Annotated in this window: 23 protein-coding genes and 1 riboswitch; of the genes, 2 read left to right on the top strand and 21 right to left on the bottom strand. The window is 38.5% G+C overall.

What is annotated here, in order from left to right; all coding sequences use genetic code 11:
• Positions 1–332 precede the first annotated feature (332 nt).
• Together LI954_RS02565 and LI954_RS02560 are read right to left on the bottom strand one after the other, a co-directional pair.
• On the bottom strand, positions 333–1,190 hold the full coding sequence (locus tag LI954_RS02565) for an AraC family transcriptional regulator (RefSeq protein ID WP_202067650.1): 858 nt from the start codon (positions 1,188–1,190) through the stop codon (positions 333–335).
• Positions 1,191–1,507: 317 nt separating this feature from the next.
• Positions 1,508–3,025, bottom strand: a complete 1,518-nt coding sequence (locus LI954_RS02560; RefSeq protein WP_229442388.1) for a flavocytochrome c — start codon at positions 3,023–3,025, stop codon at positions 1,508–1,510.
• A gap of 398 nt (positions 3,026–3,423) precedes the next feature.
• Between LI954_RS02560 and LI954_RS02555 the strand changes: the two genes are divergently transcribed.
• Positions 3,424–3,960, top strand: a complete 537-nt coding sequence (locus tag LI954_RS02555; protein WP_229443431.1) for a hypothetical protein — start codon at positions 3,424–3,426, stop codon at positions 3,958–3,960.
• On the opposite strand, the gene LI954_RS02550 is transcribed toward LI954_RS02555, so the two are convergent.
• From LI954_RS02550 to LI954_RS16210, 19 genes are all read right to left on the bottom strand, one after another.
• A complete protein-coding gene (locus tag LI954_RS02550; protein ID WP_229443430.1) occupies positions 3,900–4,550 on the bottom strand; it encodes a hypothetical protein in 651 nt (216 codons plus the stop codon). The two genes, LI954_RS02555 and LI954_RS02550, sit on opposite strands and share 61 nt — an antisense overlap.
• Positions 4,551–4,617: 67 nt before the next feature.
• Positions 4,618–5,061 (bottom strand): hypothetical protein, encoded by a 444-nt coding sequence (locus LI954_RS02545; protein ID WP_229442368.1) that lies wholly within the window; start codon positions 5,059–5,061, stop codon positions 4,618–4,620.
• Positions 5,062–5,156: 95 nt separating this feature from the next.
• Positions 5,157–7,838 (bottom strand): hypothetical protein, encoded by a 2,682-nt coding sequence (locus LI954_RS02540; protein WP_229443429.1) that lies wholly within the window; start codon positions 7,836–7,838, stop codon positions 5,157–5,159.
• 523 nt (positions 7,839–8,361) lie between these two features.
• A complete protein-coding gene (locus LI954_RS02535; RefSeq protein WP_229443428.1) occupies positions 8,362–10,104 on the bottom strand; it encodes a class I mannose-6-phosphate isomerase in 1,743 nt (580 codons plus the stop codon).
• Complete coding sequence (locus LI954_RS02530) at positions 10,064–10,618, bottom strand: glucose-6-phosphate isomerase family protein (RefSeq protein ID WP_202067645.1); 555 nt, start codon at positions 10,616–10,618, stop codon at positions 10,064–10,066. Before LI954_RS02530 ends, LI954_RS02535 begins: the two co-directional genes overlap by 41 nt.
• 14 nt (positions 10,619–10,632) lie before the next feature.
• Positions 10,633–11,409 (bottom strand): glucose-6-phosphate isomerase family protein, encoded by a 777-nt coding sequence (locus LI954_RS02525; RefSeq protein WP_202067644.1) that lies wholly within the window; start codon positions 11,407–11,409, stop codon positions 10,633–10,635.
• Positions 11,399–11,818 carry a PTS sugar transporter subunit IIA gene (locus LI954_RS02520; RefSeq protein WP_202067643.1) on the bottom strand — a complete coding sequence of 140 codons (420 nt, stop codon included), beginning with the start codon at positions 11,816–11,818 and terminating at the stop codon, positions 11,399–11,401. The genes LI954_RS02525 and LI954_RS02520 overlap by 11 nt, the downstream gene beginning before the upstream one ends.
• Before the next feature lie 17 nt (positions 11,819–11,835).
• Entirely contained in the window at positions 11,836–12,654 is an 819-nt protein-coding gene (locus tag LI954_RS02515) for a PTS system mannose/fructose/sorbose family transporter subunit IID (protein WP_229442363.1), read from the bottom strand.
• Positions 12,655–12,656: 2 nt separating this feature from the next.
• The gene (locus LI954_RS02510; RefSeq protein WP_202067641.1) at positions 12,657–13,472 is read right to left on the bottom strand and encodes a PTS mannose/fructose/sorbose/N-acetylgalactosamine transporter subunit IIC; all 816 of its coding nucleotides are present in this window, start codon (positions 13,470–13,472) and stop codon (positions 12,657–12,659) included.
• Position 13,473: 1 nt separating this feature from the next.
• Positions 13,474–13,974 (bottom strand): PTS system mannose/fructose/N-acetylgalactosamine-transporter subunit IIB, encoded by a 501-nt coding sequence (locus LI954_RS02505; protein WP_229443426.1) that lies wholly within the window; start codon positions 13,972–13,974, stop codon positions 13,474–13,476.
• A 90-nt stretch (positions 13,975–14,064) separates the two neighbouring features.
• Positions 14,065–14,778 (bottom strand): GntR family transcriptional regulator, encoded by a 714-nt coding sequence (locus LI954_RS02500; protein WP_202067639.1) that lies wholly within the window; start codon positions 14,776–14,778, stop codon positions 14,065–14,067.
• A 311-nt stretch (positions 14,779–15,089) separates the two neighbouring features.
• A riboswitch (M-box (ykoK) riboswitch) is annotated at positions 15,090–15,258 on the bottom strand.
• Positions 15,259–15,393: 135 nt separating this feature from the next.
• Positions 15,394–15,741, bottom strand: a complete 348-nt coding sequence (locus tag LI954_RS02495; protein ID WP_229442360.1) for a DUF1667 domain-containing protein — start codon at positions 15,739–15,741, stop codon at positions 15,394–15,396.
• Complete coding sequence (locus LI954_RS02490; RefSeq protein WP_229443425.1) at positions 15,738–17,006, bottom strand: NAD(P)/FAD-dependent oxidoreductase; 1,269 nt, start codon at positions 17,004–17,006, stop codon at positions 15,738–15,740. The genes LI954_RS02495 and LI954_RS02490 overlap by 4 nt, the downstream gene beginning before the upstream one ends.
• The gene (locus LI954_RS02485) at positions 16,999–18,456 is read right to left on the bottom strand and encodes an NAD(P)/FAD-dependent oxidoreductase (RefSeq protein ID WP_229443423.1); all 1,458 of its coding nucleotides are present in this window, start codon (positions 18,454–18,456) and stop codon (positions 16,999–17,001) included. The genes LI954_RS02490 and LI954_RS02485 overlap by 8 nt, the downstream gene beginning before the upstream one ends.
• 292 nt (positions 18,457–18,748) lie before the next feature.
• Positions 18,749–19,318 (bottom strand): glycerol-3-phosphate responsive antiterminator, encoded by a 570-nt coding sequence (locus LI954_RS02480; protein ID WP_229442357.1) that lies wholly within the window; start codon positions 19,316–19,318, stop codon positions 18,749–18,751.
• A 360-nt stretch (positions 19,319–19,678) separates the two neighbouring features.
• Positions 19,679–19,954 carry a hypothetical protein gene (locus LI954_RS02475; protein ID WP_229443421.1) on the bottom strand — a complete coding sequence of 92 codons (276 nt, stop codon included), beginning with the start codon at positions 19,952–19,954 and terminating at the stop codon, positions 19,679–19,681.
• 240 nt (positions 19,955–20,194) lie between these two features.
• Complete coding sequence (locus tag LI954_RS02470; protein WP_229443419.1) at positions 20,195–20,857, bottom strand: DUF998 domain-containing protein; 663 nt, start codon at positions 20,855–20,857, stop codon at positions 20,195–20,197.
• Between the two features lie 30 nt (positions 20,858–20,887).
• Complete coding sequence (locus tag LI954_RS02465) at positions 20,888–21,523, bottom strand: putative ABC transporter permease (RefSeq protein ID WP_229443417.1); 636 nt, start codon at positions 21,521–21,523, stop codon at positions 20,888–20,890.
• A 173-nt stretch (positions 21,524–21,696) separates the two neighbouring features.
• Entirely contained in the window at positions 21,697–23,616 is a 1,920-nt protein-coding gene (locus LI954_RS16210) for a BglG family transcription antiterminator (protein WP_229443416.1), read from the bottom strand.
• Positions 23,617–23,741: 125 nt separating this feature from the next.
• On the opposite strand from LI954_RS16210, the gene LI954_RS02455 reads away from it, so the two are divergent.
• Positions 23,742–24,053, top strand: coding sequence for a PTS sugar transporter subunit IIB (locus LI954_RS02455; protein ID WP_202067631.1), 312 nt, complete (start codon positions 23,742–23,744; stop codon positions 24,051–24,053).
• Position 24,054 lies beyond the last annotated feature (1 nt).

The raw sequence follows: 24,054 nt of genomic DNA, 5'->3' as shown, positions 1-24,054 counted from the left end.
CAGACAGCACTTCAATGGCTGCACCGAATAATTTTCTCATGCACAACACCTCTTACCCTGAACTATACCGCAGAAATAATGACGTGTGAATACGACTTAAGTCTGAACTCAAGTGAATCAGAAACAGCTTCCTCTTTATACTTTTACACATTATTCTTGCTACGATACAAGTTTGCAGCACATTAGAAAACAGAAAAACACGAATCAGATTTAGGGGAACTGCCCATGTACTGATTCGTATTTCCGTAGTAATTTTCCTTTTAGTGTTCATTAAGTGAGAAGTATTTCTGAAAAGTATGAATCGCTTATCTTCACTGCGATTTACACTATTTTTATTTTCTCTTTACAGCAATCCATAGTTCACTGTATAACTCTTTTTTATCTTCAAACTTCGTGAATGAAATCTCCGGTGCTTCGACAAGCTCATAATCAGAAGACGGCAGCCATTCTGAATAGATTTTTCCCCATGTCTCCTGTAAGGTTGCTGGAAATGGTCCCTCATTTGGAAATATAGCCCACAAATTCGCCGGTACTCGTATCAATTCCAATGTTTCCGGCTTCTTTTCACTAGTAGTTAAGAATCCGATTAAATGAATGAGCTCCCCCTTCTCTTCCATCCGCCCCTCACTAAAGCCATAAGAAGCATTCATAACCTGATGAGGATAGAGATCTCCCAACTCATGCATCTCTTTCCGTTGTTTCTCCGTAATTGACTGCGCCAGTTCAACAATTACATTATTTTCCCCTTCAAATTGAATTGGAGCCTTCTTAGTAACCCCCACTAGATTAAAAGCTTCTTTTTTCTCAAGTTTTACATGCATTGATTCTCCTCCTTGAACTGTAATAAAAAAGGAGCGTTTGGGAAAAGTCTTCTGCAGACCGCTTTTGCTGACTTCCGACGGCAGATATCCCGTCCAGTCACGAAACGCTCTTGAAAATCCTTCGATTGACTGATATCCGTATTTGAAAGCTACAGCGGTGACTTTCTCCCCTTTTACCAAATCGAGATTTGCAGATGCCAGCTTTCGATTTTTAATATATTCACTCAAGGGCATACCCGCAATAAAAGAAAAGGTTCTCCTGAGATGATACTCTGACAGCCCAATACGTTTAGCTTCATCTTCAATAAAAAGTTCTTCTGTCAGATGCTGTTCGATGTAGTCCATCAACTGATTTAACTGCTGCAGCATGTTCTTCCCCCCTTTCTCCTATCTTTATCTTAATAAATAAATCAATGGTATACTTGATGATTGCTGAACAAGTTTTATCGATTTCATTCCTTTCTGTACCTATCTTCTAAGTGATTCCTCAAAATTATAGTCAATGCTATGCGGAAAATCAATAAAGTTACTAATGAATAAAAAAACAGTTTAGACTATCAGAAACTTTCTATCCAGTTACCAAGCAGGAAGGAACAGATAGAAGGGGATATGATAATCAAAAAACTGTAAATAGACATCTGCCAAGCAGAGCTACTTACAGTTATTCACGCATTCATGAAGATAAATTATTCAGCTGCTTTTCCAGCAAATTCAGCAGATTTTGTTCCCGCCTGACGTCCGAATACAATAATATCTGCAACAGCATTTCCGCCAATTCGATTCTGACCATGAATTCCACCCGTCAGTTCGCCGGCAGCATACAAACCTTCAATTGCTGAGCCATCTTCTTTTAAGACCTGTGTGTCCTTATTAATTTTCACGCCGCCCATTGTATGGTGAATACCGGGAGCTATTTGAATCGCATAGTAAGGTGCTTCTGTTAAGTCATAATCCATCGCAGTTTCTCGGCCAAAGTCCGGGTCCTTCTGATCTTTCACTGCTTTGTTCCATGTGTCCAACGAAGCTTTCAATATCTCAGGTTCTGCATCAATTTTTTCTGCCAATGCTTCAATCGTATCTGCCTCTATAACTACGCCTTGCTCTTTATAATACTCCAGCTGTTTCGCCCGATTTGCCAAAGCATCATCAAAAATCAAATAAGCATAACCTTCAGGTAAATCAGTAATTGCCGCAGATACATTATCTCTTGTTTCAAGCTCATTATAGAAACGTTCTCCCTGCTGATTCACAAGGATGGCACCTTCTCCACGAACGGTTTCACTGATCAGCATTCCTGTTTCCTGAACAACTGTTGGGTGAACCTGAATCTGATCCATATCCACGGTTGCTCCACCCAGCTTTTCAATCATTGTGATACCGTCGCCAGTACTGCCTTCAGATGTTGTACTCACATATCCTTTCAAATCCGGACGATATTTTTCAATCATTTCTTTGTTTGAACCATATCCTCCAGTAGTTATAATCAGAGCATCTCCAGAAACTGTTTTTGTTTCACCCTCAACATCAACTTCCACTCCCGTTACTTTTCCGTCTTTTTCATTTATCTTAGTAACTGTTGAATTGACAAATATCGGAATTTCCTGTTCATGAATATTTCTAATCAAGCCGGCAACCAGATACGTGCCTACTGCTGAACCGTCTGTCGGGCGGTGAATTCGTTTCACACTCGCTCCGCCGCTGTAACTGATATTATCAAGTGTAATCCCCATTGAATCCAGCCACTCAATACCAGCTGCAGAGTTATCTACAAGATAACGCAGCAATTCTTTATCGTTGGTTCCTTTTCCACCAGTCAGCGTATCTTCATAGAAAAGATCATTGCTGTCTTCAATCCCCTGTTCTTTCTGAAATTTTGTTTCAGAAGCGTTCATCCCACCAGAGGATTTCAGTGTATTCCCTCCGGCAAAAGGCATCTTCTCAAAAATTACCGGATTCATTCCAGCTTCTTTTGCTGATAAAGCTGCCGCCATTCCAGCTCCGCCTGCACCCACAATAACAATATCATACTCATCTTCCAGCTTGCTTGGATCTGTGTACTCCTGCTGAGATGCACCTGAGACCGTTTCAGCTGAGCTTCCAGTTGAACTTGAAGAACTCCCGCTGCTTTCTTTTGTTGTGTTGCCGCCTCCGCAAGCACCCAAAAGCAGCACTGCCGAGAACCCCAAAATGCAGTTTTTTACCATTCCTTTTTTCACGTTGATTCCCCCTAAAACTTTTTTTCATACAATACTATAAATGACAAATTCGTGATCAGATTCACAAATGTATGTCCAAAAAATAAATATTTCCTTTTTTTAAATAAGATCGCCTTTATACTCCTGTTTCAACTATTCGTTTGAATGGAGCTAGGCAGTCATTCGCTATTCAGTTATACATAATAAAGTATATTTGTTTATTCAAGATTAGACAAGTGATTTACTGCACATACTGAAATAAATGAGGATATTTTCAGTTCTCTCTCAGCCAATCATTATACAATTAGGTCAGCCATTCAGAATCACTGCGATGTGTTTCAAATGCTGTATAGCTTTTATATTTTATATAAACTAAATATATAGCACATCTTGTATGATCTTCGAACATGCAACAAGCAAATATTCCTGCACAAATAAGACTCACGGTTCCAAGAATTGTTTCTCAGCTTTTGATAGAATCGAAAAAAAGACAAAGGAAGATTCCCCTGCCTCTTCATTCATCTTCTTTGCTCTTTCTGTTACTTGCCCGAGCAAACAGCAGAAGTACGACAATTCTAATGAACATTAATAAATATAGGCTATGTTCACCAGCATTTGGTAGCCGCCCTCCAAAAATAGTATCTTCTTTTGGTGAAGCAGGTTCCTCTGAAGGTTCGGTTGAATCAGACTCTTCTGGAATCACAGAGCTCTCAGTAGTTATTCCTCTTCCAACTTTCCCACTAATTTCAACCGAAGCACTGTTGGCATTAGTTGAACCAGGAAAATCCAAGAGAAAAAATCACGAGAATGATAAAGAGTATTCTGTTAGACCAGTGCTTTTTCATTGTGACCTCTCCCTCAGAATTGCTGCTATAATGCTTAATTATCTGCCGATTGTTGTACCGTCAGCTTGTACAGAAGCAAATTTCAATGTTAATGTATAGTTTTCTGATTCTGCAACTGCCGGTGCATTTTCAACTGTTCCTGTATAGTGGAATGTGGCTTCGCTTCCATATGTATCTGCAGCGTCACTCACAAGATTCAGACGGCCTTCATTATTTGCCAGCGTCAGCCATGGCGTTGCCGGCATTGATGCAACTGCTCCTCCATCAATCAAATTAACAGCTGCCGGAGTTGAAACCAAAGCAGTTGAAGCTGCTGCTGGATTAACCGTTAATTGTGTCACATAGTTTGGTGTTCCTGTCAGTGAAGACAGATAAACCGCGACACCGCGACCTGAATTATTTTGAATGCTGTAGTCAGCTGATTCAATCTCTGTATGATCTGAAGCAATTGTTGTATGGAATGCTGTCGCTGTATCAACCGTGATGTTAATCCAGTCATCTGAACCTTCCGGCAAATCAGTCTCCGGATCTGTGTTATCCATTTTTCCGATTGTTCCATTAATTTCAATGTCACCTGTATTAATTCCGTCAAATGTTTCTGCATTTGCAGTTGAGCCTGCTGCAGAAACTCCTGCAAATCCCGTACCTAAAACCATTGCTGCTGCGACTAATTTCTTATTTAATTTCATAAATGTGTTTCTCCTCTATAATTTTTTATTTATGTCAACAGAATGAATATTCTGCTAAACTCATTTCTTATGCTAAGACGTTAATCATAATGCTTGCTTGAACCTGCCCCTGCTTCTGTTTTGTTACCGGATCATAAATATTAAATGTTGCTGTTGCCGGATAGTCTCCTTTTGCCAGCGCTACATCTAATACAGCATTCTTTATCTCATAGCCCGGTTCAACAGCACCGGAAGAATATACTTCCTTACCATCTTCATCCAAAGCAATAACCACGTTGATTGGGTAAGCATTATGTTCAGGATTTTGAATATAGATATCTCCTTCTTCATTTCCAGAAGCAAAAGTTGCTTCCGGTTTGATGACCATATTGAACTTGCTGGCATCTACCATTTTCTGCTCGGCTGCTTTTATCTGTTTGTCCGTCATCTTCTGCGCTTCCTTTGCATCCGGCAGATAATCCCCGGATACTATCCGAACTGGTTCTTCCTGCTGTGTGAAATAGTAATACACACCGCCGCTAATCAGTAAAAATAATAACAGAGCCAGCCCTAACCATTTTTTCTTATTATTACTTATTGTGTTCTGCTTTTCTATAATAATCTCTCCTATTCTGATTTTTCAAACCTCAGCGTCATTGTATAAGATGGAAATAGTACTTCTCCTATAGGATTAAAGAACTTTCCGCCAAAATCCAACTGCAGTTTATTTTCATCGGTTGTATTCATTATCCCGATCATTACCGGACTTATCTGAAGTTCCGGTGTTAGGAATATTTCACTGCTGGAAGCACCGCTCATTAAGAGCTTCAATGCTAATTGGTTGGAGGCGACTTGACCATTCATGTCTGGAAGTAATTTAAGATTTTCTGCTGCTTTATTTTTGGGGGTAAAACCTGTGACCTGAACAGCTGTGTCCACATTCCCCTGATTAACGACTTCATAGGAGGCGCCTTTACTATAAATTGTTCCAGCACTTTCAGTTGCTGCTTCTGAATTATCTGTACCAAACAACATCTCTACAGGTATTGACACATCAATATATTCACCATACTTTGTTTCAAATTCATAAACCAGCGGAAGTACAATCTCTCTACCGGAAACCGCTGTTGCTCTGACTCTGACATAATACGTTGCAGACGGACGCAAACCGGTTAATTCTTCAGTAAACTGACTGTCATTATCCCCAAATCTATTTTCTACTGAAATACTTTCTGCATTTGAAAAATCACTGTTTCTGCTGTATTCCAGTTGAATCAGTGCATCCGTAAAGCTGGCACCGAAGTCAGCAGTCTGGTTTCCAGCAGGATTGTCTACGCCATTGCTAAAATCTGTCCATAAACCAGTGTTGTTGGCAAAAGCACCAGAAATCTTCGCAGTTGTTTCCGTCAGATCTTCATCATTTATTATTTCCAATGACTTCAGACCAGGATCTGTGGCAAATGAAATCGGACCTGACCAGTCACCCTGACCGTTTGTATTTGAAACAACTACCTGCATCCAGTACTTCGTATTAGGATTTAGATCATCTGCATCGTAATTGTAGAATCCATCTGCTTGTTGAGATAAATCAGTCAGTGTATAAATATATTTTGCTTTTTCCGGCACACCGATATCCTTCTCTTCTGTAAAGAGATAATATATTACTTTAGTTGCAGGAAGTCCGTGATTTTCAGAGTTGACAGACAGTGTCGCTCCCTGACTGCTTTCATCTGACACGCTTACAGAAAGAACGTCTGGTACCCACACACTGGAAAAAACCAATCGTTTGGAGGTTGCGAACGCACTTAATTCTGGCGCACTCAGTGTATCTCCTGATACATTTTGGTAAGTCGTATTCGAGACGTATAACGCTGTGTCCACTTTATTAAAGGTGGTGCTTGGCAGCTCTGTGGAGGCATTGCTATACGCATCCACTTTGATCCGGTTCGTTCCCCGAAAAGAAAGATTGCTGATTGCAGTATTGCTGCTTCGAATACCTAATGTTCCATCTGCTGTACCATTAAAAGCAGCTCTTTTTACATTATCGATATTCATTGAAAATGTTCCCAAAGTGCTTAAGGAAAACATTTGACCTTCTTCAACATTCATTTCATACACTGCACCTTCACCAACAGTCATTCCGCCTCTGGAGCTATACAAAGGAATTGATCCCTTTAAATCCAGTTGAACATTGGCATTTTTACCAAAACAAAAATCTGTCGCTGCACTCGTTCCTAAATTCGGATAGATAAACCGGCTTTTCACCGAGTTTGTTGATGTCTGCTTTACTTTTAATGTTCCATTATCTTCTACAATAATTGATTGGTCATAACTCGCTGCTGCACTGTAAAAAAAAGCATGGCTGGTTTCTACGTCAAATACTGCTCCCGAACGTACAACAACATTTATTGAACTGGCATAGGGACTATTGGAATTCGTCCCATGAGCGTAAATAAAGCCATAGCTAGCGGTAGTATTATGGTAAACATTGGTTATTCCAGACTCTACTTCTATGTAATTAGCCTCTGCCCATTCCTGAGAATATCCTGAGCCGGTTTGATTAAATGTATTGTTTCCTCTAAAAATAATCTTCCCATTTATATTGTATAACGGCTGACCGTTTGTAGTTATGTAATTGATATTTTCAAAAATCATGTTTATGTTTGGATTAGCATCGTAGCAGGTAATAATCCCATAGTAGCCGACAGCTCCTGAGCCGTCTGGGTTGCCAAAATTAATATTTTTCATCGTAACAGTTGCTCCTGTAACCTGTAGATAAAATCCTGCAGCAGCTAGTATACCTTTATTGTAAGTAATCGTATGACCCGCTCCATCTAAAACAAATCCATCATACAGAGGTAATGCTGTTGCAGCAATATCAATGTCAGCTGTCAGCCGAATTTCTTTTTTCTTGTCCGTCACAATATATGTTCTCAGTGTAGCCAAATCGCCAGCCAGCCAGTAACCATCTTCATCCTGTAATCCATCCGCAAAGGTTGAAGCTTTTTCTTTCGGAGGATCATCGTCTTCCTTATCTGAGAAAGTTTCTGTCGAGCTTGTTTCTATTTGATTTTCTTCTGTTGTTACTATTTCAGATTCGGGATCTGCTTCCGATGAAGACGCGGTCGTTTCTTCCAAGCCTTCCGAAGTTTCTATTTCCTGATTTACATCATCTGCCTGTTTTGCAGCTTCCGTGTTTACCTCGGTTGTTGGACTTCCTTCAGCAACTGGTTGAAAAACACTTAATCCTGAAACCCCTGTTCCATTCCCAAGCAATAAAATCGACATCAATAATGTAAGCTTGTTCAAAAACGTCCTCCTTTCTTCTATATGTGTTATTCCAAAAAGTCTTTTTCAGAAAAGTGACTTTATTTTAGATACTATATAATTGATGCTTCCATATCTATAAATGTCAATTAATTTTCATTTTCATTATAATTAATTGTTCATTTCACTATGTATTTTTTTAGATTTATCAGCAGAATATTCTTCCACTCGTACAAAAATACAATATTCCACAAACATTTTCAACATATTTTCAGTAAAAAAAAATAAAATTTTGAAATAATTAATAAATTAAACTCGTTTTTTATTAATAACAAACGTATTTTACCCTTGCAATCAACCAGCCTTCAATAAACAAGAGAGGTCGGGACAAAAACGATCAGCTCCGAGAATTAAGAAGGAATATCCGAAAATAGCTCCTCATATTTTCAGGATAGTTCGGCTTAATTCCGAAGGAGTTGTTTTTGTACCGCCGTTTATTCGGGTGTAGATATGAAGAGAGTTTGGAACTTTATTTCTGTCCCAAACTCCTCCTTACTCAGTAATCTTACCGTACAAATGCTTTGATTGTTTTAATTGTTTGACCTGCACTTGCACCACAAGGCTCTATTTCATAGTTGTCGATAGTTGCCGGAATAATAAATGTTTGAGCATATTGGATAAGAAACGGTTCAAATTTCCCTTCCGGACTAGTGACTAAAGCTTCGTCTCCTTCAATCAGATTCAACACGTTAACACTGCCATGATTCTCATGTCTCACTTTTTTACTAAAAGTATGGCGTCTTGTTTCAATAAATTCCGTTTCGTGAAGCCCCGTCTTTTCTTCAACCCAGCCTTCTCCTTGATCTATAATTGTAAACGGATTGATCAACTCTCGTTTGACCCACTGTTCATCCTTATAGATATCAATATTAGGTTCACCGTGATCGATATTGACAGGTCGAGGCAAACCATCAAAATCTACACGATCCCAGTCCCACAATTTAAAAGTAAAACGATTTGGAGTAGCGCTGATTTCTAAAATAACAGCATCTTTTCCGCTGGAATGAATCGTTCCAGCTGGGATAGAATAATGGTCATGTTTAGCCATCGTATGACGATAAATGTATTTTTCATCATCAAATCCTGTTTCGCCTTTTTCGGCTTCCTTTAAAGCATGGATCAGTTCTTCTTTTTTCACACCCTCATTCACGCCTAAATAGACAACAGCATCATTCTTTGCTTCTAGTACATAGTAACTTTCGTCCTGTGTATAATTGACACCAAATTCTTTTTGAGCATAGTCAACCTTTGGATGTACCTGCAAGCTGAGATTTTGTCCATCCATCGTATCCAAAAAATTAAAACGAATTGGAAACTCGTGACCAAAACGACCAAAAGCCCGTTCTCCCAGCAATTTTTCTGCATAATTAAAAACTAAATTATTTGCCGGAACTTCAACACATGTTCCTGAAAAATCCAACAATAGACTATTTTCCTCTGGGACACCATTAAAACTCCACGCCAAATTCTTCTCTGTTAAACCAACGCCGAATTGCTTCTGCATCCAAGTCCCACCCCAAACACCTGGATCAAAAAATGGTATTAAAGAAAAGGGCTGAGAAACAACTTCTTCCAATCCTTGCAAATAATCATCATAAGCAATCAATTTAGGACTTTGTTCATCATGAATATCTAGTAAATAATCAATGCTATCCACAATTTCTTGTTTATAACAATCTGCTAAAGGCCATTCAAAAAAATAGCCGCGTTTAATCATTTTTAGAGAATCTTCGCCTGCATTATTCGCCAACCAATTGCTATAATTCCCAGAACGGTAACGTTTTTGAACTTCCCATCTGGCTAGATCTACATAAATCACCATATCCACTTGCTCTAAAAGTGAGGCACCCATTCCATAAATGGTAGTGAATCCGCCTTTCTTCGTTTGTTCTTCCAAGCGTTTTGAGATATTTTTAACGTTTTCTTTATCAATGAAATCTGTTAATTTATGATGACTCATCAAACCAAATATTCGATCATCTGTTAAATTTTCCTGAATCCTCGTGTTGATCTCCTCTGCCTTTATAAACAGTTCATCCGCATGGAGCGTCATCGATGGTTGGAGTGGTGTAATAATTTTTTCCAGCAATAATTGCTCGTTAGTTACCGGATAACACTCAATCGCAAGTGTAAAATTCTTTTTATGTTCTGATTTTTGTTTTATAAAATAGACAATATCCTCATATGTTGTTAAAACAGATGCTTTTTTATTCATTTTTATCTTGGGACGTACAATTGATGATTTCAACAGCTTTCTCTCCATTCTTTATTACTCTGATTGGAAAATCACAATTCAGATAATCATGTCCTGATTCCGTTAACCAGCATGCACCGACAGATAATTTCTCAGTACCTGTATTAATCAGCCTATGACTCGTATTTCCAGGAATATAATGGACAGAACCTTCCTTGACTTCTTCTAATCGATAGGTCTTATCTTTAAAAACTAACAAAAGCAACCCTTCCCCTTTTAGTCCCCAGTAATATTCTCCAGTATCCTTTTTTTGATGGATATGTCCTTTAGTCATATGATATTCATTACCAATTTTTCCCGACATTATATGTGAAATTCCAAAAAATAAACCGCCATTTACACCTTCTATTAGACCATTATCATGGTATTCCACTTCATAAATGACTTTCTCAAAATCTTCCGATTCAGAAACCATTTGATAATAATTTGCATAATTTTTAAGCTTTGTTTGTTTACGTATCACGTCTTTTCCAGTTAAACAAACCTGCTCTTTATTAAAACAAATCATTTCCTCACTCCTTTTTATAGCTGAAAATTCTCCCATAAATGTCGATAATTTAGTGGTTTTGTAACAAACTCAAAAAGTGATGGTTGTTTTTCATACTGAACATATATATTTTCTTTTGATAAACCAAATTCAGGATATAGCCTTGTTGTTTTTTCTATCAATTTTGCTTCTCTGTAATGGTTGTTTTTCAACCATTTAACTTGATTATTTTCCATCACCGGATAAAAGGCCAGACCTTGTTTTTCTCTTATTTCTTTATACTCAAACGCATAATCACGAATACACCAGGCTCCAAAAAGCATTTTTTCATCTATGCTGGCATTAACTGTATAATGTGCCCAGTTTGGTGGAACAATCACGATATCTCCTTGTTTTGCTGCAATAGCAATACAATGTCCAGGAACTTCACCTACAAATTCCTGCATATAAATATATGCCTGACCCTGTAAAATTTCGTATACTTCTGGTGTAGATGACTGACATGAGGGAGAAACGGCATGAATATGTCCTTGGCTGCGAACCAGCTCATTTCCAATTAACCCGTCATTATAGGCAACGATACCATAAAGCAGATTTCGTTTCTTTAAGTCTTTATAATGACCTTCTTTCCCTACATCCATTGCGATTGTGTATAATACTTCCGGTCCCTCAGCATGTTTATTCAATAAACTGCTGCGAATGTCATTTAAATGGCGCTTCTCTGCTCGTTCAGGATAAAATAGACCTTCACCAAATTCCAGCTTTAATTCTGCTTCATTCAACCAAATATTTAATCCAGAATTAAAACTCATCCTCACCCTCTCCTTTTTCGGGAACAATGGTATAATCTTGAATCGTTTCCCGTGCAGAATGGACTGCGTCCGAAATTAGCTCAGCAATTGGTTTTATTCCCCCAGACAGAACTAACTCAAGAATCAGCGGCAGATTCATCCCGCTGATTAAATGAACATTATTAATTTCGTTCAGCAAACTATACGCAGCGGCTCCCGGTGAACCTGATGGGATATCACTGACAATGATAGTCTGTCCGTCAAAAGCATGGTCATGTAAAAATGATAGCTTTTTCTTAAAAGCTTCGATACCTTCCTCATCTAATTCTACTGCATAAAGCTCTGGCTGTTCACCGACAATAAATTCCGATGCTTTCTTCATACCGGAAGCAAGACCAAAGTGACTTACAAGTACAATTCGATTTTTCATCTCTATCCGCTCCTTTATTAAAGTAAATATGCCAGACCAACTGCAGCAAATGCGACAATGAAATAGATAAAAATCAGCTTAACTGGGGAAACTTTTCTTTTAGCCATTAAATACCACGAAGTAAAAATCACTACCAATGGTGCTAATTTAGGAAAAATCCCATCTAATATTGCTTGTATATCAATTTCCGCTCCCGTCAAAGCAAATTTTGCTGGTATTTCAAGATTTACATACGAGGCTGCTACACCGCCGATCACTGTCATTCCTAATACTGTAATTGCTTTTGTTATTTGTTGTGCTTTTTCGCCAGTAAAAACATCTATTGACTCTGCTCCAAGCTCATACCCCTTAAAAAATAAATAGCGTGAACCAAAATAAACAATACTATTAAATGAAATGACGTAGAAAAAAACACCTAAACTACTACCATTAGCGGAAAGCCCCATTCCGATTGATAATAAAATGGGAATCAGCATTCCAGGCACCATCGAATCTCCAATTCCAGCTAGAGGACCCATCAAGCCAATTTTTAAGCTGTTAATCAGCTCACCTGTGATACCAGCATTCCCCATTGCTTTTTGTTCTTCAAGTCCAACTGCGATTCCATTGATTAATGCACCGACTTGAGGTTCTGTATTATAAAAAGCGGTGTGACGTTCCAACATTTCTTTTTTCTTCTCGGGTTCATCCTTGTAAAGTTTGTCAGCTACCGGCTCCATCGAAAGTGCAAAGCCCATTGCTTCTAAAAATTCAAAACTCATAGCAACCAAATTGTACATCATCCATCTATGATAGGATTTTGTCAATGTTTTTTTATCTAAGATTTTTTCGGTCATTGCTAAAACTCCTCCTCATCTTCTTCATCAATAACTACACCTGCTGAGCTGACAGAGCTGTTTTTATTCAATCCGTTGAAATAAAGATATGCAATCACAGCTGCAACGATTGTCAATGCAATCATATTCAACTCTAAGAATACAATGCAGACAAAACCTAATAAAAAGAATAAGAACAACGAATTTTCTTTAACCACTGCTGTCAACAACATAGCAATCCCGATTGCCGGCAGAACACCGCCTAAATAACTCATAACATCAATTAAATATTGAGGCATAGAATCCAGCATTGTTTTCGCAAATCCTGAACCAAAATAGAGCACTAAAAAAGAGGGAACAAATCTTGAAATAAAATTGACTAACTGAGGTCCAAAAATTGCATTCATTCGGAATTTTTTGTAATCTCCTTCACGAATTGCTGCAACTGCACGATGGTTCCAAAATGAATTGATAACCTGATACATATTAAAAACAATTGTTCCAAGAATTCCAATAGTTGTCGCCAGTGTTACAGCAACTTCTGTGCTGGTATTAGAAAGCATTGCCAATGCAATTGCCGGAAAAGCAACAAAATTTAGATCTGCAGGCATTTGCCCTCCTGGCGTTACCATTGCAATATAGACTGTTTGAATTGCAACACCCATCATGATTCCTTGTTTCATATCACCTAAAATCAGGCCAACAATCATCCCTGAGACTAAAGGTCGGGTAATCGTATACCATCCTCCGGTCAATCCTAATAACCAAGGAGTTGATAATGCACCCAGATAACAAATCACAGAAATAGCGATTGCCTGTATCAATAATGTTATATCCACACTACTCTCCTCCTTCAGCTTTCAGTTCATCCCATGTCCTTCTTTTTGAATCAGGAACTAATTGAAATGAAATTGTCATGCCATTTTTCTGCAGTACATCGAACGCTTCTTCTTCTTCTGGAATCATACTTAAATTTTTACCATATTTCTTGGCACCTTCACGGACACTCATTGGTCCCACATTCAATTCTTTTATCTCCGAAATAAAGTTAACACCGTTTTCAAAAATTCGGACAAGTGTTGCTGGCGAACGGGCGATCAAAAAATACTGACGTTTACTTTCAACGATTTTCGACCATTTTTGAATAATTTCCTCTTCGGTCATCACAAACCCTTTTAGGGGCAGCGGAACTGCCGATTTCAGCATTTTAGCCAATACAGGATTTGTTGCTGACGGATCATCAACTGCTACAACACCGTCACACTTTCTTTCGCTCATCCAACGAGTAACTACTTGACCGTGAATAATCCGGTCATCGATCCTAATAAATGAAATTGCCATTTTTTCCTTCCTCCCAATTGATATAATGTAATTACAATAAGATGTAATAAAAATATATTTCTAAATATAGAAATATATTTTTTACCTATTTTAAGTAAAGTCGTTGACATAGTAACGGTATTCACTGCCAATATAAAAACATTCTGAATACTCGTGAAATTGCTTCCCAAGTTGCTGTGTAATTCTAACCCTTTTTAAAATTGGTGTGTTTGTATCTATTTTGAGCACTTCCACTAAGTACTCACTAGGATTGACTGCCTCAACATATTCCTTAACTGAATCTACTATGATATCAAAAGTTTTTAAATATTCATAAAATGAGCCGTAATAATCTTCACTGCTTGTTGAAAAGAATGTTTCATACGTAAAATATGTGTCAAAAAATGCGAAGGCCAGTTCTTCAGTACCAAATATCCGCTGTAAATTCAGCACTGGATCACCTTCATTAATATTCAAAAAATTTGCAATTTTTGCTGTCGCTTTCACCATGTTAACTTTCGCTTCCAATGTATGCACTTTTCTGCCTAGATTATTCATCTCCTGTGTGAAGCTTTTGACTACAGTTTCTTTGACCTCCAGCTCCTTCGCCTGAACAAAGGTGCCTACTGCACGTTTTCGATACAGCAACCCCTCATTGACCAGCTGATCAATCGCTTTTCTAATCGTGATGCGGCTGACGTCATAGATTGTACAAAGCTCATATTCTGTCGGGATCTGATCTTCGACTTTCCACTCACCAGAATTAATTTTAAACTTTAAATCACTGGCAATTTGAATGTACAGCGGCAATCTATTATCATTCATTCCTCCACCATCTTTCTACATCTCTTTGTCATAACAATAGCACATGAATAAATTTCGTGCAAGCGTTTTTTTAATAAGAACTAAATTATTGCTTATTTCAAATTTTATAAAATCATACCGCAACCTTATACTGACTGTAATTTTTTCGAAAATAGAGTACTTGGAGTTGTCCAGCGAAGTAACATAGACTGTTTAAAGCAACCTCTGTCAGTAAAAATCTATTCTGCCGAGTACTCTAACAAATGAGCTTCCGCTTCAAACTCAGCGATAGGTCATACTAAATTGCCTCCTACAAAACTGATAAGAAAGAGAATTTGACCTATTCATTGAGTTTTAGCACTATACAACCTAAAGAACAACAGCTTAGCTGCCTTATGAAAAGACTTATATTCAACCATGCCTGTTCTCCCCATTGGAGTCTCTTGATATTTGGGACATCAGTCTGTGTTTGTATAGGAGCTTCACCTGACAAATCATACTTTATTTTCCCGTACAATTTAACAGAGCATTTTTTCCTTATCGACTGTAATCCTGTACCTCAAAACTTCTCTCCAAGATATCCAAAATCCTTGATAATGCTGAGCTTTCCCCATTAAAAAATTTTCTTTTTATTATCTACATGTTCCCTGTAGCCACCACATCTACCCCTGTATTCAACAGATTTTTTATTGCAATATCACCGATATTCACTGGTGCGTTCAATCGAACTTCATTGATCACCTTCATCGCCTCCATTACATATTCTTTAGGAATCCCATCCGTAGTTTTTACAGGACAGCGGCGATGTCTTCCACCCTCAACAATTACAGTAGAAGTGACTACACGTATTGGATTAGTCGCTTCTGCTTTGCCATACTTCACACCTTTACTGCAGCTGTGACCGCTAACCTGATACTCATTTGCTGTATCCACCATTAAATGGCAGCCCTTGGGACACATAATACAGATAAACTCTTTCATCATCTGCCGACCTCCTCCACACAAATTTCTATTTCGCCGTTCTGGATTTTATCAATAGCTTTCCGGGATAATTTAATTTTCTCCATCTCGCCGGGGACAATATAGCTCTTTCGCTGTTTTACCAGTGTTTCTCCTTGCGATTTTACTACGATTTGGCTGTCGCCATACACTTTATTTACTCGGAAAAACAGCTCAACCTTCTTATCAACCTTGTCTTCACGAATTTTTTGAGGAACTACATAGGTCACATGCTCCCCATTTTTTATGGTTAAGTAATCTGCAGTCAGCTCATCCATCAAGTGCTGAGACAAAATAAATTCTGCTGCCGCCGCTCCGGCTCTCATGCTCTCAGCCGTTACAAAATCTACTAAATCATGTACGTGGACAACGTTTCCGCAGGCAAAAATTCCAGGAATCGACGTTTCCATATTTTCATAAACAAGTGCACCGTTTGTTCGATTATCCAATACAATTCCTGCACTGCGGCTAAGTTCATTTTCAGGAATCAATCCTACAGACAATAAAATCGTATCACAGGCAAAAATCTGTTCTGTCCCGGCAATCGGCTGTCGCTTCTCATCTACTTCTGAAACGACGACTTCCTCTACTCGGCTTTTCCCTCGAATCTCTGTAATTGTATGCGAAAGAAATAAGGGAATATCAAAATCGTCCAAGCATTGCACAATATTTCTTGTTAGACCGCCCGAATAAGGCATCACTTCAATACATGCCAATACTTCCGCACCTTCCAGTACCATTCTTCGAGCCATAATCAATCCAATATCTCCCGATCCCAAAATAATTACTTTTTTCCCTACAAGATAACCTTCCATATTGACATATCGTTGAGCAGCTCCCGCTGTATAAACACCCGCTGGTCGACTCCCCGGAATTCCGATGGCTCCCCTTGTCCGCTCCCGACAACCCATTGCAAAAATTAGTGCTTTTCCCTGTAAAATTTGATAGCCCTTTCTCTTATTAACAATGTGAATCGTTTTTTCTTTGGTTACTTCCAGAACCATCGTGTCCAAGTAAACCTTTATACTTGTTTCTTTCAGCATCTCAATAAAACGTCCCGCATATTCCGGCCCGGTTAATTCCTCTTTAAAATAATGAAGACCAAAACCATTGTGAATACACTGGTTAAGAATCCCGCCCAGTTCACTGTCTCTTTCAATGATTAAGATATCCCTGATCCCTTTTTCGTAAGCAGCCATTGCTGCTGCCAATCCAGCTGGTCCTCCGCCGATAATGATTAACTCATGCATGTTCCAGACCTCCCTTGGTTGCTTCTGTTAAAACATAACTGCTCGTGTGATCCTGCAAGATTTCCAGCGGAGACTTTCCCAGCTCATCTGCTAAAATCTCAACAACTCTTGGACCGCAAAAACCGCCCTGACAGCGGCCCATTCCGGCATTGCATCTTCGCTTGATGCCATCCACCGATACAGGAACAACTGCTGAATGCACTGCAGCTCTTATTTCTCCTTCTGTAATCATTTCACAGCGGCAGATCACTCGTCCATAGCTGGAATCTTTCTGGATCAGCTTGTTTTTCTCCTCAATTGTCAGCTCCTGAAAAACAATTTTCTCCCGGGTATCCGTAGATTGGGCTTTCAATTGAAACGTACGTCCTATTGATTGTTCCAGTAACCTAATTCCATAGAGTGCAATTGCCGGAGCAGAGGTCAGTCCGGGAGATTTAATACCCGCTAAATCGATAAAACCAGGAGCAGCTTCTTGAATAATAAAGTCCTTTTTTGTACTGTTTGCACGAATCCCTGAAAAATTACGAATAGACCGTCTTAAATTAAGGTCAGGGACCGTTTTTTTTGCCAGTTCAGATACCTGTCTCAATCCTTTGACTGTATTTCCTGTATCCATACCGCTTCCCAGCTCTGTTTTTGAAACTTCTTCAGCATTTGGTCCGACAATCAAGTTTCCATGTACAGTTGGGCTGACCAGCACCCCTTTTCCTACATTGGAAGGACATTGAAAGATAATGTGAGAAACAACTGAACCTTCAGATTTATCCAGTAAATAATACTCCCCCCGGCTGGGTACGATCTCAAAATCAGGCTCTGCCACCATATTATGAACAGCATCTGAATAAACACCCGCTGCATTAAAAACATATTTAGTCTGATAAATTCCTTTTTCTGCTGTGATTTGGTAACCGGACTCTCTCCTGCTGATCTCCTTCACTTTATTATTAAGCGAAAGTTCCACGCCATTAACTACTGCAGTTTCAGTAAGAGCAAGACAAAGCTCCCATGGATTCACGACTGCAGCAGTCGGCGCATAAAGTGCCCCGAGGGCTCGGTGAGATAACCCAGGTTCCATTTCCAGAAGCTCTTCCTTATCCACCATCTGCAGCTCTGAAACCCCATTTTTAAGACCACGCGCATAAAGCTCCTGAATAACCGCTAACTCTTCTTTAGAAAATGCTGCCACCAGAGAACCAATCTGATGATAATGAACTGAAAGCTTTTGGCAAAGCTCTTTGGCTCGTGCAGCACCTTCCACGTTCAATTTTGCCATCAGAGTTCCCGGTTCCGGATCAAAACCGGCATGCAGGATAGCACTATTAGCCTTAGTTGCTCCCATACTCACATCATTTTCCGCTTCCAGAATTAAAACTTTCAGCCGATACTTACTTAATTCATAGGCTGTTGCAGCACCCACAATCCCACAACCGATAATCACCACATCGTACATCTTTTTTCCCCCTGTCTATATCTCTCAAGCACAAAAAAGAGAATACAGAAACAAACACCACTTTTTTTGGTGTCTGTTGCTATACTCTCTTTTCTCCAGCAAGTATTTAATTGTTTATATTATACCACCTATATAGAGCTTGGACAATAACTAGACAGTTTTTTGAATTTACCCAAAATTTTTAAAGCTAATACAAAAAATAATTAAACCAACAGTATTTCCTTTGTTTAGAAAACAGCTTCTGTAACTACTGATATAATAGGTTTTTTAGTAAAAAGCGAGTGAATTCAAACTAGACAGACCAAGTCGGCACATTTGTCGTTGAAACAGCAAGGCTTCCTGCTCCCAAAGCACCCATAATATCTTCCTTATCCCGAATCAGGCCGCCTACAATTAATGGTTTTTTTGACGATTTCACAATTTCTTTAATGATCTTCGGAGAAACATTGGGCAGCAGTTCAACCATATCTGCATCAATATGTGCAAGCTGTCTTTCCATATTTTCCAGAGCCGAAGAGTCCAACAGAAAAAAACGTTGAATAGCCAGCAGCTGATGTTTTTTGGCATAGCGGACAATCACTGATTTTGTTGAAATAATTCCATCAAATACTGTACATTTTTTTACATAGTCAATGGCTGCTTCATCCGAAGACAGCCCCTTAACCAAGTCAGCATGCAAAAATGCAATTTTCTTACTCTTCTTAATTCTTTCCGATATTTCACTAAGCTGCATTAGATGGGACTGCAGAATAAAAACAACCTCAACCTCTGATGTCAATGCCGCAGTCAGCTCTTCTTCATTTTTTACCGCAGCAATCACAGGGGAAAGCTCCAGTTTTTTATATAAGTCACAGACATTCATTTAGAGAAACTCCTTATCTATTAAATGAGTGCTGAGAATTTCAGCTGTGGATAGCTGCCGATTCCTCTCAGTCTTTTTTATTTTATCATGCTGGAAGACAGGCAAACAGTATGTACAGACAAACCGATAAAGAAAAGGCTTCAGAAATCCTCTTGAACCCTTTCAAGACTTTTGGCAAATGGGAAATTTGACACTACAAATCCAGGAATAGCTGAAAACACTCACATTCCAAAGAACACTGCAGAAGATAAAAGAGGCGAAATTCAGAATCCAAAAAGGCATGAAATTTATCAAACGAACTTCATACCTTTATTTCATTTATTCTTTAAACTCTCATTTTTTAAACGCTTACAAATAGATCTATCGTTCTCCCAAACTTGCAAGATGGAAATCCAGCATATAATAGCGATAATCACTCTTTGAATACATTGATTTCTTGTTTTTCAGATCTTTTATTAAATCCAGGCGTTCCTCTTCTGTTACTTCTACCCAGTCCTTTTCATGAGTTCTGCAATAAAGGCGAAAAGGCAGCTCCTTATCCATACATACTTCAAGAAAATTTTCAGGTTTTCCCAATCCGTGATATTCAGCATCTGTTAAAATTTCTCCAACGTAATTCATATATTTCTTACTCATGTATTTCTACCCCCTTCAGTTTTTATTTCTATCTGCTTATATAAAAATTATAATCAATTGTTGGATAGACAACAACTGTTTTTCAAAAATTTTTTTATCTGACTAAAAAATAGGATGTTGCAACTATCACATACGGAATATTGATTCCCCTTTTTTAATTTCAAAATAAATGATTTTAGGTGATGAGCTCTCCAACTGTTAAAATAGGTTTTACCCCTAAGACTGTAACTGACCTACCACTTAAGAAAATTTGCCTGAAGGTCTTCTAGACTGTCTAATTTGCATAAAGGAAAAAACAACTATAGGTAAATAATTAAAGAAAAAACTAACATGCTGACAGAGTCCTATTTGGTTTAAAAAAGGAAATTGGCTGACTTTGGGAATACGTGCCAGTCCGTAAATCCCCGCAAACAGTATACTGACAAACAGTGAAAATAGATAGAAATGACTAAGAGCTTTCTTCAGCTGTTTTTTATAAAGTAGAAACAAGAGGAATGGAAATAGCAAAAAACCGGTATACCCAAGCCCAGAGCCTATATTGTGTATCCATGTTGACAGGTTCCATCCTGCCTGCTCCATATTAATGCTGAACAAGCCAGTAAAGATACAGTCGCCAACACCATAAAAGCCTATTGCAGACACAAGTAATATTGTGAGTGTACGTGATGTATCGACAAACTCCTGATACAATGCCGGTAAGGCTAAAACAAAGAAGATTCCAGAGACTACTGACCAAATTAGAAATGGCTGACGTACCGGGCTGCTCACATCCCCAAACACACTGATTACCATCATCAGCTGATTCATCGCCGGAAAAAACAGTCCCAGAATGTATGGAGTTAAAAAATCACTGACTGCGCCCAACATCAGAAAATAAAAACCGTTTCTTTTAAGAAAATCCATTGCCCTTCCTCCTATTTGCTTCATACAATACTAATTAGAAATAATCGTTGGGTCCAGCCAGTATTTCGTGATTTCACAAATAATTGTATAAACAACCAAAACAATGACTGCTGCTTTATAATAAGTTACCCGCTCAAATCGTTGATACAGCTTATCGAGCAGCGGACCAAGGAGCATTACTGCAAACAAAGATAATATTCCCCACATAATCGTTGATTTCAGGCAAATACGCCCTTGAAAATTCATAAATTCCTGAGAGTAATCCCAATAAGTCCGCCCCAGCAGCCAGCTGGTTAAATAACTGGAAAATAATTCAAATAAAGTCATCCAAAACGCACCTACAAAGAATAAACGAATAGGATGCTTTTTCAGCCGTCCAAAGAAAACAGTCATAAGAACACCGCCGATTCCATAAATCTGAATGAGCGGAAGCCCCCAGATAAGAGGAATATTACCGATTAAAGGATATTTTTTCAGTACAGGAAAATAGCTGGAAAGCTTATTTAAAATAAAAAGATAGCCTCTATCTGTCAATTTTCCCACAGTAATATACACTGCGATTGTTTCAAAAATCCACCCCAGCATCCCGCAAACAAGAAAGATGAACAGCAGATCATATATGCTTCTTCTGTTCCAAACATTATTACCTATACTCAGCTTTTCCATTTCCAAACCTCCCATTCCACTATCAACCTTTTCTAATTGAGAAAAAATATAACTAATAAAAACTATATCACTAAAATAATTCTTACAAAAATCAAATGACTTACAAGGTATAATTCCAGTTTTATTTCGCTTTTATTAGCTGTAAAAAAACATCTGAAAGATTCGTAGGTATCTCAATTTGAAGTAACAAAACATTGTACCAGTGTATCCACAAACTCTTCAAAAGATGTTAGGGAGCTTAGCCTGTGAACATTCTGCTCATCGGTACAAATCATGGCTAAGTCATCAAATATCTCGCGAAAAACATGTCGATTACGGTAATTAATTGAAATCAGAAATACCAATGTGACACGGCTGCTGCCCCACGCAATACCGTTTGGATTAACAACAATGGAAATACCTGTACGATTGGCATTCATCGTCAGGGAATGAGGAATGGCCACTGAGCCAAAGGCTGTAGAAGAAAGCTGCTCCCGTTCCATTACCTGAGGATAAAACCTTTCATCAACCATTCCCTCCTCCTCCATTCGACTGCATAATTGCTTCAACAATTCATCCGAATTCTGATTTTCAGTCGTGTATATAAATCGGCCTTCATCAACAATAGACAGGAAATTTTGGGCAAACTGGTCTCTGCGCTTTTTTTCTTTGATATCAAAAATTTTTGATGCGATCTGTTGACGGTCTTCCAGTGTAAAAAATGGATTAATGACCACATAGGGCGTTGTGACCACCTGCTTCAGCTTAACTGCCGAAACAATCAGTTCTGTATCTACATATTTCAGCTCCTTTTCACTGGTCAGAATATTTTGAATCTCAAGGTCGTCAACAAAGTTTTTCTGCAGCTTTTCCATTACCTGGATGTTCATATTATAGTAGTGCGGAACAAGAATGGTACAGTTGATTTTGTTTGTCCGCTGCTTTTGAATTTCCAGTGCATAGCCTAAATGAAATGCAATATAGGCAATCTCATCTTCACTAATTGTATAATCCAGTTCTTTTTGAATCACATGTGAAACCTGAACAGCACAGTCATAAATAAGCGGGCATTCTTTCTTAAGCGTTTCTGTCATTGGATTTCTGCAGGAATAGCCGTTATCTATCCGATATAATAAATTTTTTATATGGAGTGCAAATCGAATAAAAAACTCCGGCTCATTGCCGTCGATAAAGTAGAGTTCATGGACTTTTTCCAAAATTTTCCCTACCAGATCAAGACAGCGTTTGTCCGCAACTTGTTCCAGTTCCTCAGCGGATATCTGTGTAAAATTAACACTGGTACCATTGGCGGAAATTAATATTGCCAGATCTCGTATTTCTTCTTTAGGAAAACAAATATTATAACGTTCAGCAACTTTTCCGGCGATTTTTTCAGCAATTTTTAAAACAGCAGGATGGATGGACTGCGGCGGCTGTGCTTCTGATTTAGGAAACTGAAAATTCCCTTTCATTCGATCAACGGCAATCGCCAGATGAATGACAATATTCGTCAATGCATAATCATTGGTAAAAAAATCGTAATCAGAAAAGAGCTCTGCAATAATTTCCTTAATATAATCCAGATCAAAGTCTACAAAGCTTTCCTGCAGTTTAGTGATATCAACAAAATGATTATCCAACTCAGATAGCAGGGTAGTGTGGATTAACTGCCGTTTGGCTTTCTCTGTTCCAATCAGCTGCAGCGTATCCTTGATCAGTCGAATTTCCAAAGACAGCTCCAAACACTGCTTTTTGAGTTTTTTTGCATCATTCAGCAGCGTTGATTCACTGATATATAACTCTTCTGCCAGATCATAAACAGATATTGCTTCTTCTGTCGAGATCAATCTCAGGAGAAGATAGGCAGCTCGTTCAGCAGGTGTCTCTGGAATACTTGTTTGGATGTTATTAAAAAAAGCAGCCAGCTTACCCGATTCCACACGATAGCCTCTGCTTGAAGAAACAACCAAATCAGGTTCAATTGTTTGAATATCTGAAATATACGATTTTATTGTTCGTTTGGACAAGCCAAATTTCTCCGCCAACAGTGTGGAAGAGACCCAATTCCCCTGTTCGTTCAAGTATTGAAGAAGTTTAATATATTTTGCTTTCACCGGATACTCTCCTCTCTTTCACCTCTGCGGTGCAAAAAAATATTTGTTTCACCACTAGAGATTGACTATAGTATAACTGTAATTGATAGCGCTATCAATCGGAACTATGTAAAGGAGAAAAAATTATGAAAAAAATGAACGTGTTACTTGTATGCGGATCGGGAGCAAGCTCAGGCTTTATGGCTGCCAATATTCGAAAAGCTGCCGCAGCAAAAGGATTGGACATAAAAATTACCGCACGCGGAGAAAGTGAGATTGAAAACTATATTGATGAAATTGATGCTCTAATGGTTGGACCGCACCTTGCTTATATCCTTGATGAAGTGGAAGAATTTGTTGGTGATGCACCAGTGAAAGTCATTCTAATGAAACCTGAATATTATGCTACATTAAACGGAGAACAGGCATTGGAACATCTACTGGGAGAAGTTCAATAGT

Origin of the sequence: Enterococcus sp. CWB-B31, from assembly GCF_020567645.1 — a bacterium.
Lineage (GTDB): Bacteria > Bacillota > Bacilli > Lactobacillales > Enterococcaceae > Enterococcus_L.
This window is presented reverse-complemented; position numbering and strand designations above follow the sequence as displayed.

Coding starts and splice junctions, on each gene's coding strand:
- LI954_RS02475 (WP_229443421.1), bottom strand. CDS start 19,954: ATGAGTAAGAAATATATGAATTACGTTGGAGAAATTTTAACAGATGCT.
- LI954_RS02490 (WP_229443425.1), bottom strand. CDS start 17,006: ATGCATGAGTTAATCATTATCGGCGGAGGACCAGCTGGATTGGCAGCA.
- LI954_RS02455 (WP_202067631.1), top strand. CDS start 23,742: ATGAAAAAAATGAACGTGTTACTTGTATGCGGATCGGGAGCAAGCTCA.
- LI954_RS02525 (WP_202067644.1), bottom strand. CDS start 11,409: ATGAGTTTTAATTCTGGATTAAATATTTGGTTGAATGAAGCAGAATTA.
- LI954_RS02495 (WP_229442360.1), bottom strand. CDS start 15,741: ATGATGAAAGAGTTTATCTGTATTATGTGTCCCAAGGGCTGCCATTTA.
- LI954_RS02515 (WP_229442363.1), bottom strand. CDS start 12,654: ATGACCGAAAAAATCTTAGATAAAAAAACATTGACAAAATCCTATCAT.
- LI954_RS02485 (WP_229443423.1), bottom strand. CDS start 18,456: ATGTACGATGTGGTGATTATCGGTTGTGGGATTGTGGGTGCTGCAACA.
- LI954_RS02465 (WP_229443417.1), bottom strand. CDS start 21,523: ATGGAAAAGCTGAGTATAGGTAATAATGTTTGGAACAGAAGAAGCATA.
- LI954_RS02520 (WP_202067643.1), bottom strand. CDS start 11,818: ATGAAAAATCGAATTGTACTTGTAAGTCACTTTGGTCTTGCTTCCGGT.
- LI954_RS02470 (WP_229443419.1), bottom strand. CDS start 20,857: ATGGATTTTCTTAAAAGAAACGGTTTTTATTTTCTGATGTTGGGCGCA.
- LI954_RS02550 (WP_229443430.1), bottom strand. CDS start 4,550: ATGAAATTAAATAAGAAATTAGTCGCAGCAGCAATGGTTTTAGGTACG.
- LI954_RS02480 (WP_229442357.1), bottom strand. CDS start 19,318: ATGAATGTCTGTGACTTATATAAAAAACTGGAGCTTTCCCCTGTGATT.
- LI954_RS02505 (WP_229443426.1), bottom strand. CDS start 13,974: ATGGCAATTTCATTTATTAGGATCGATGACCGGATTATTCACGGTCAA.
- LI954_RS02530 (WP_202067645.1), bottom strand. CDS start 10,618: ATGATTTGTTTTAATAAAGAGCAGGTTTGTTTAACTGGAAAAGACGTG.
- LI954_RS02560 (WP_229442388.1), bottom strand. CDS start 3,025: ATGGTAAAAAACTGCATTTTGGGGTTCTCGGCAGTGCTGCTTTTGGGT.
- LI954_RS02555 (WP_229443431.1), top strand. CDS start 3,424: ATGCAACAAGCAAATATTCCTGCACAAATAAGACTCACGGTTCCAAGA.
- LI954_RS02500 (WP_202067639.1), bottom strand. CDS start 14,778: ATGAATGATAATAGATTGCCGCTGTACATTCAAATTGCCAGTGATTTA.
- LI954_RS02565 (WP_202067650.1), bottom strand. CDS start 1,190: ATGCTGCAGCAGTTAAATCAGTTGATGGACTACATCGAACAGCATCTG.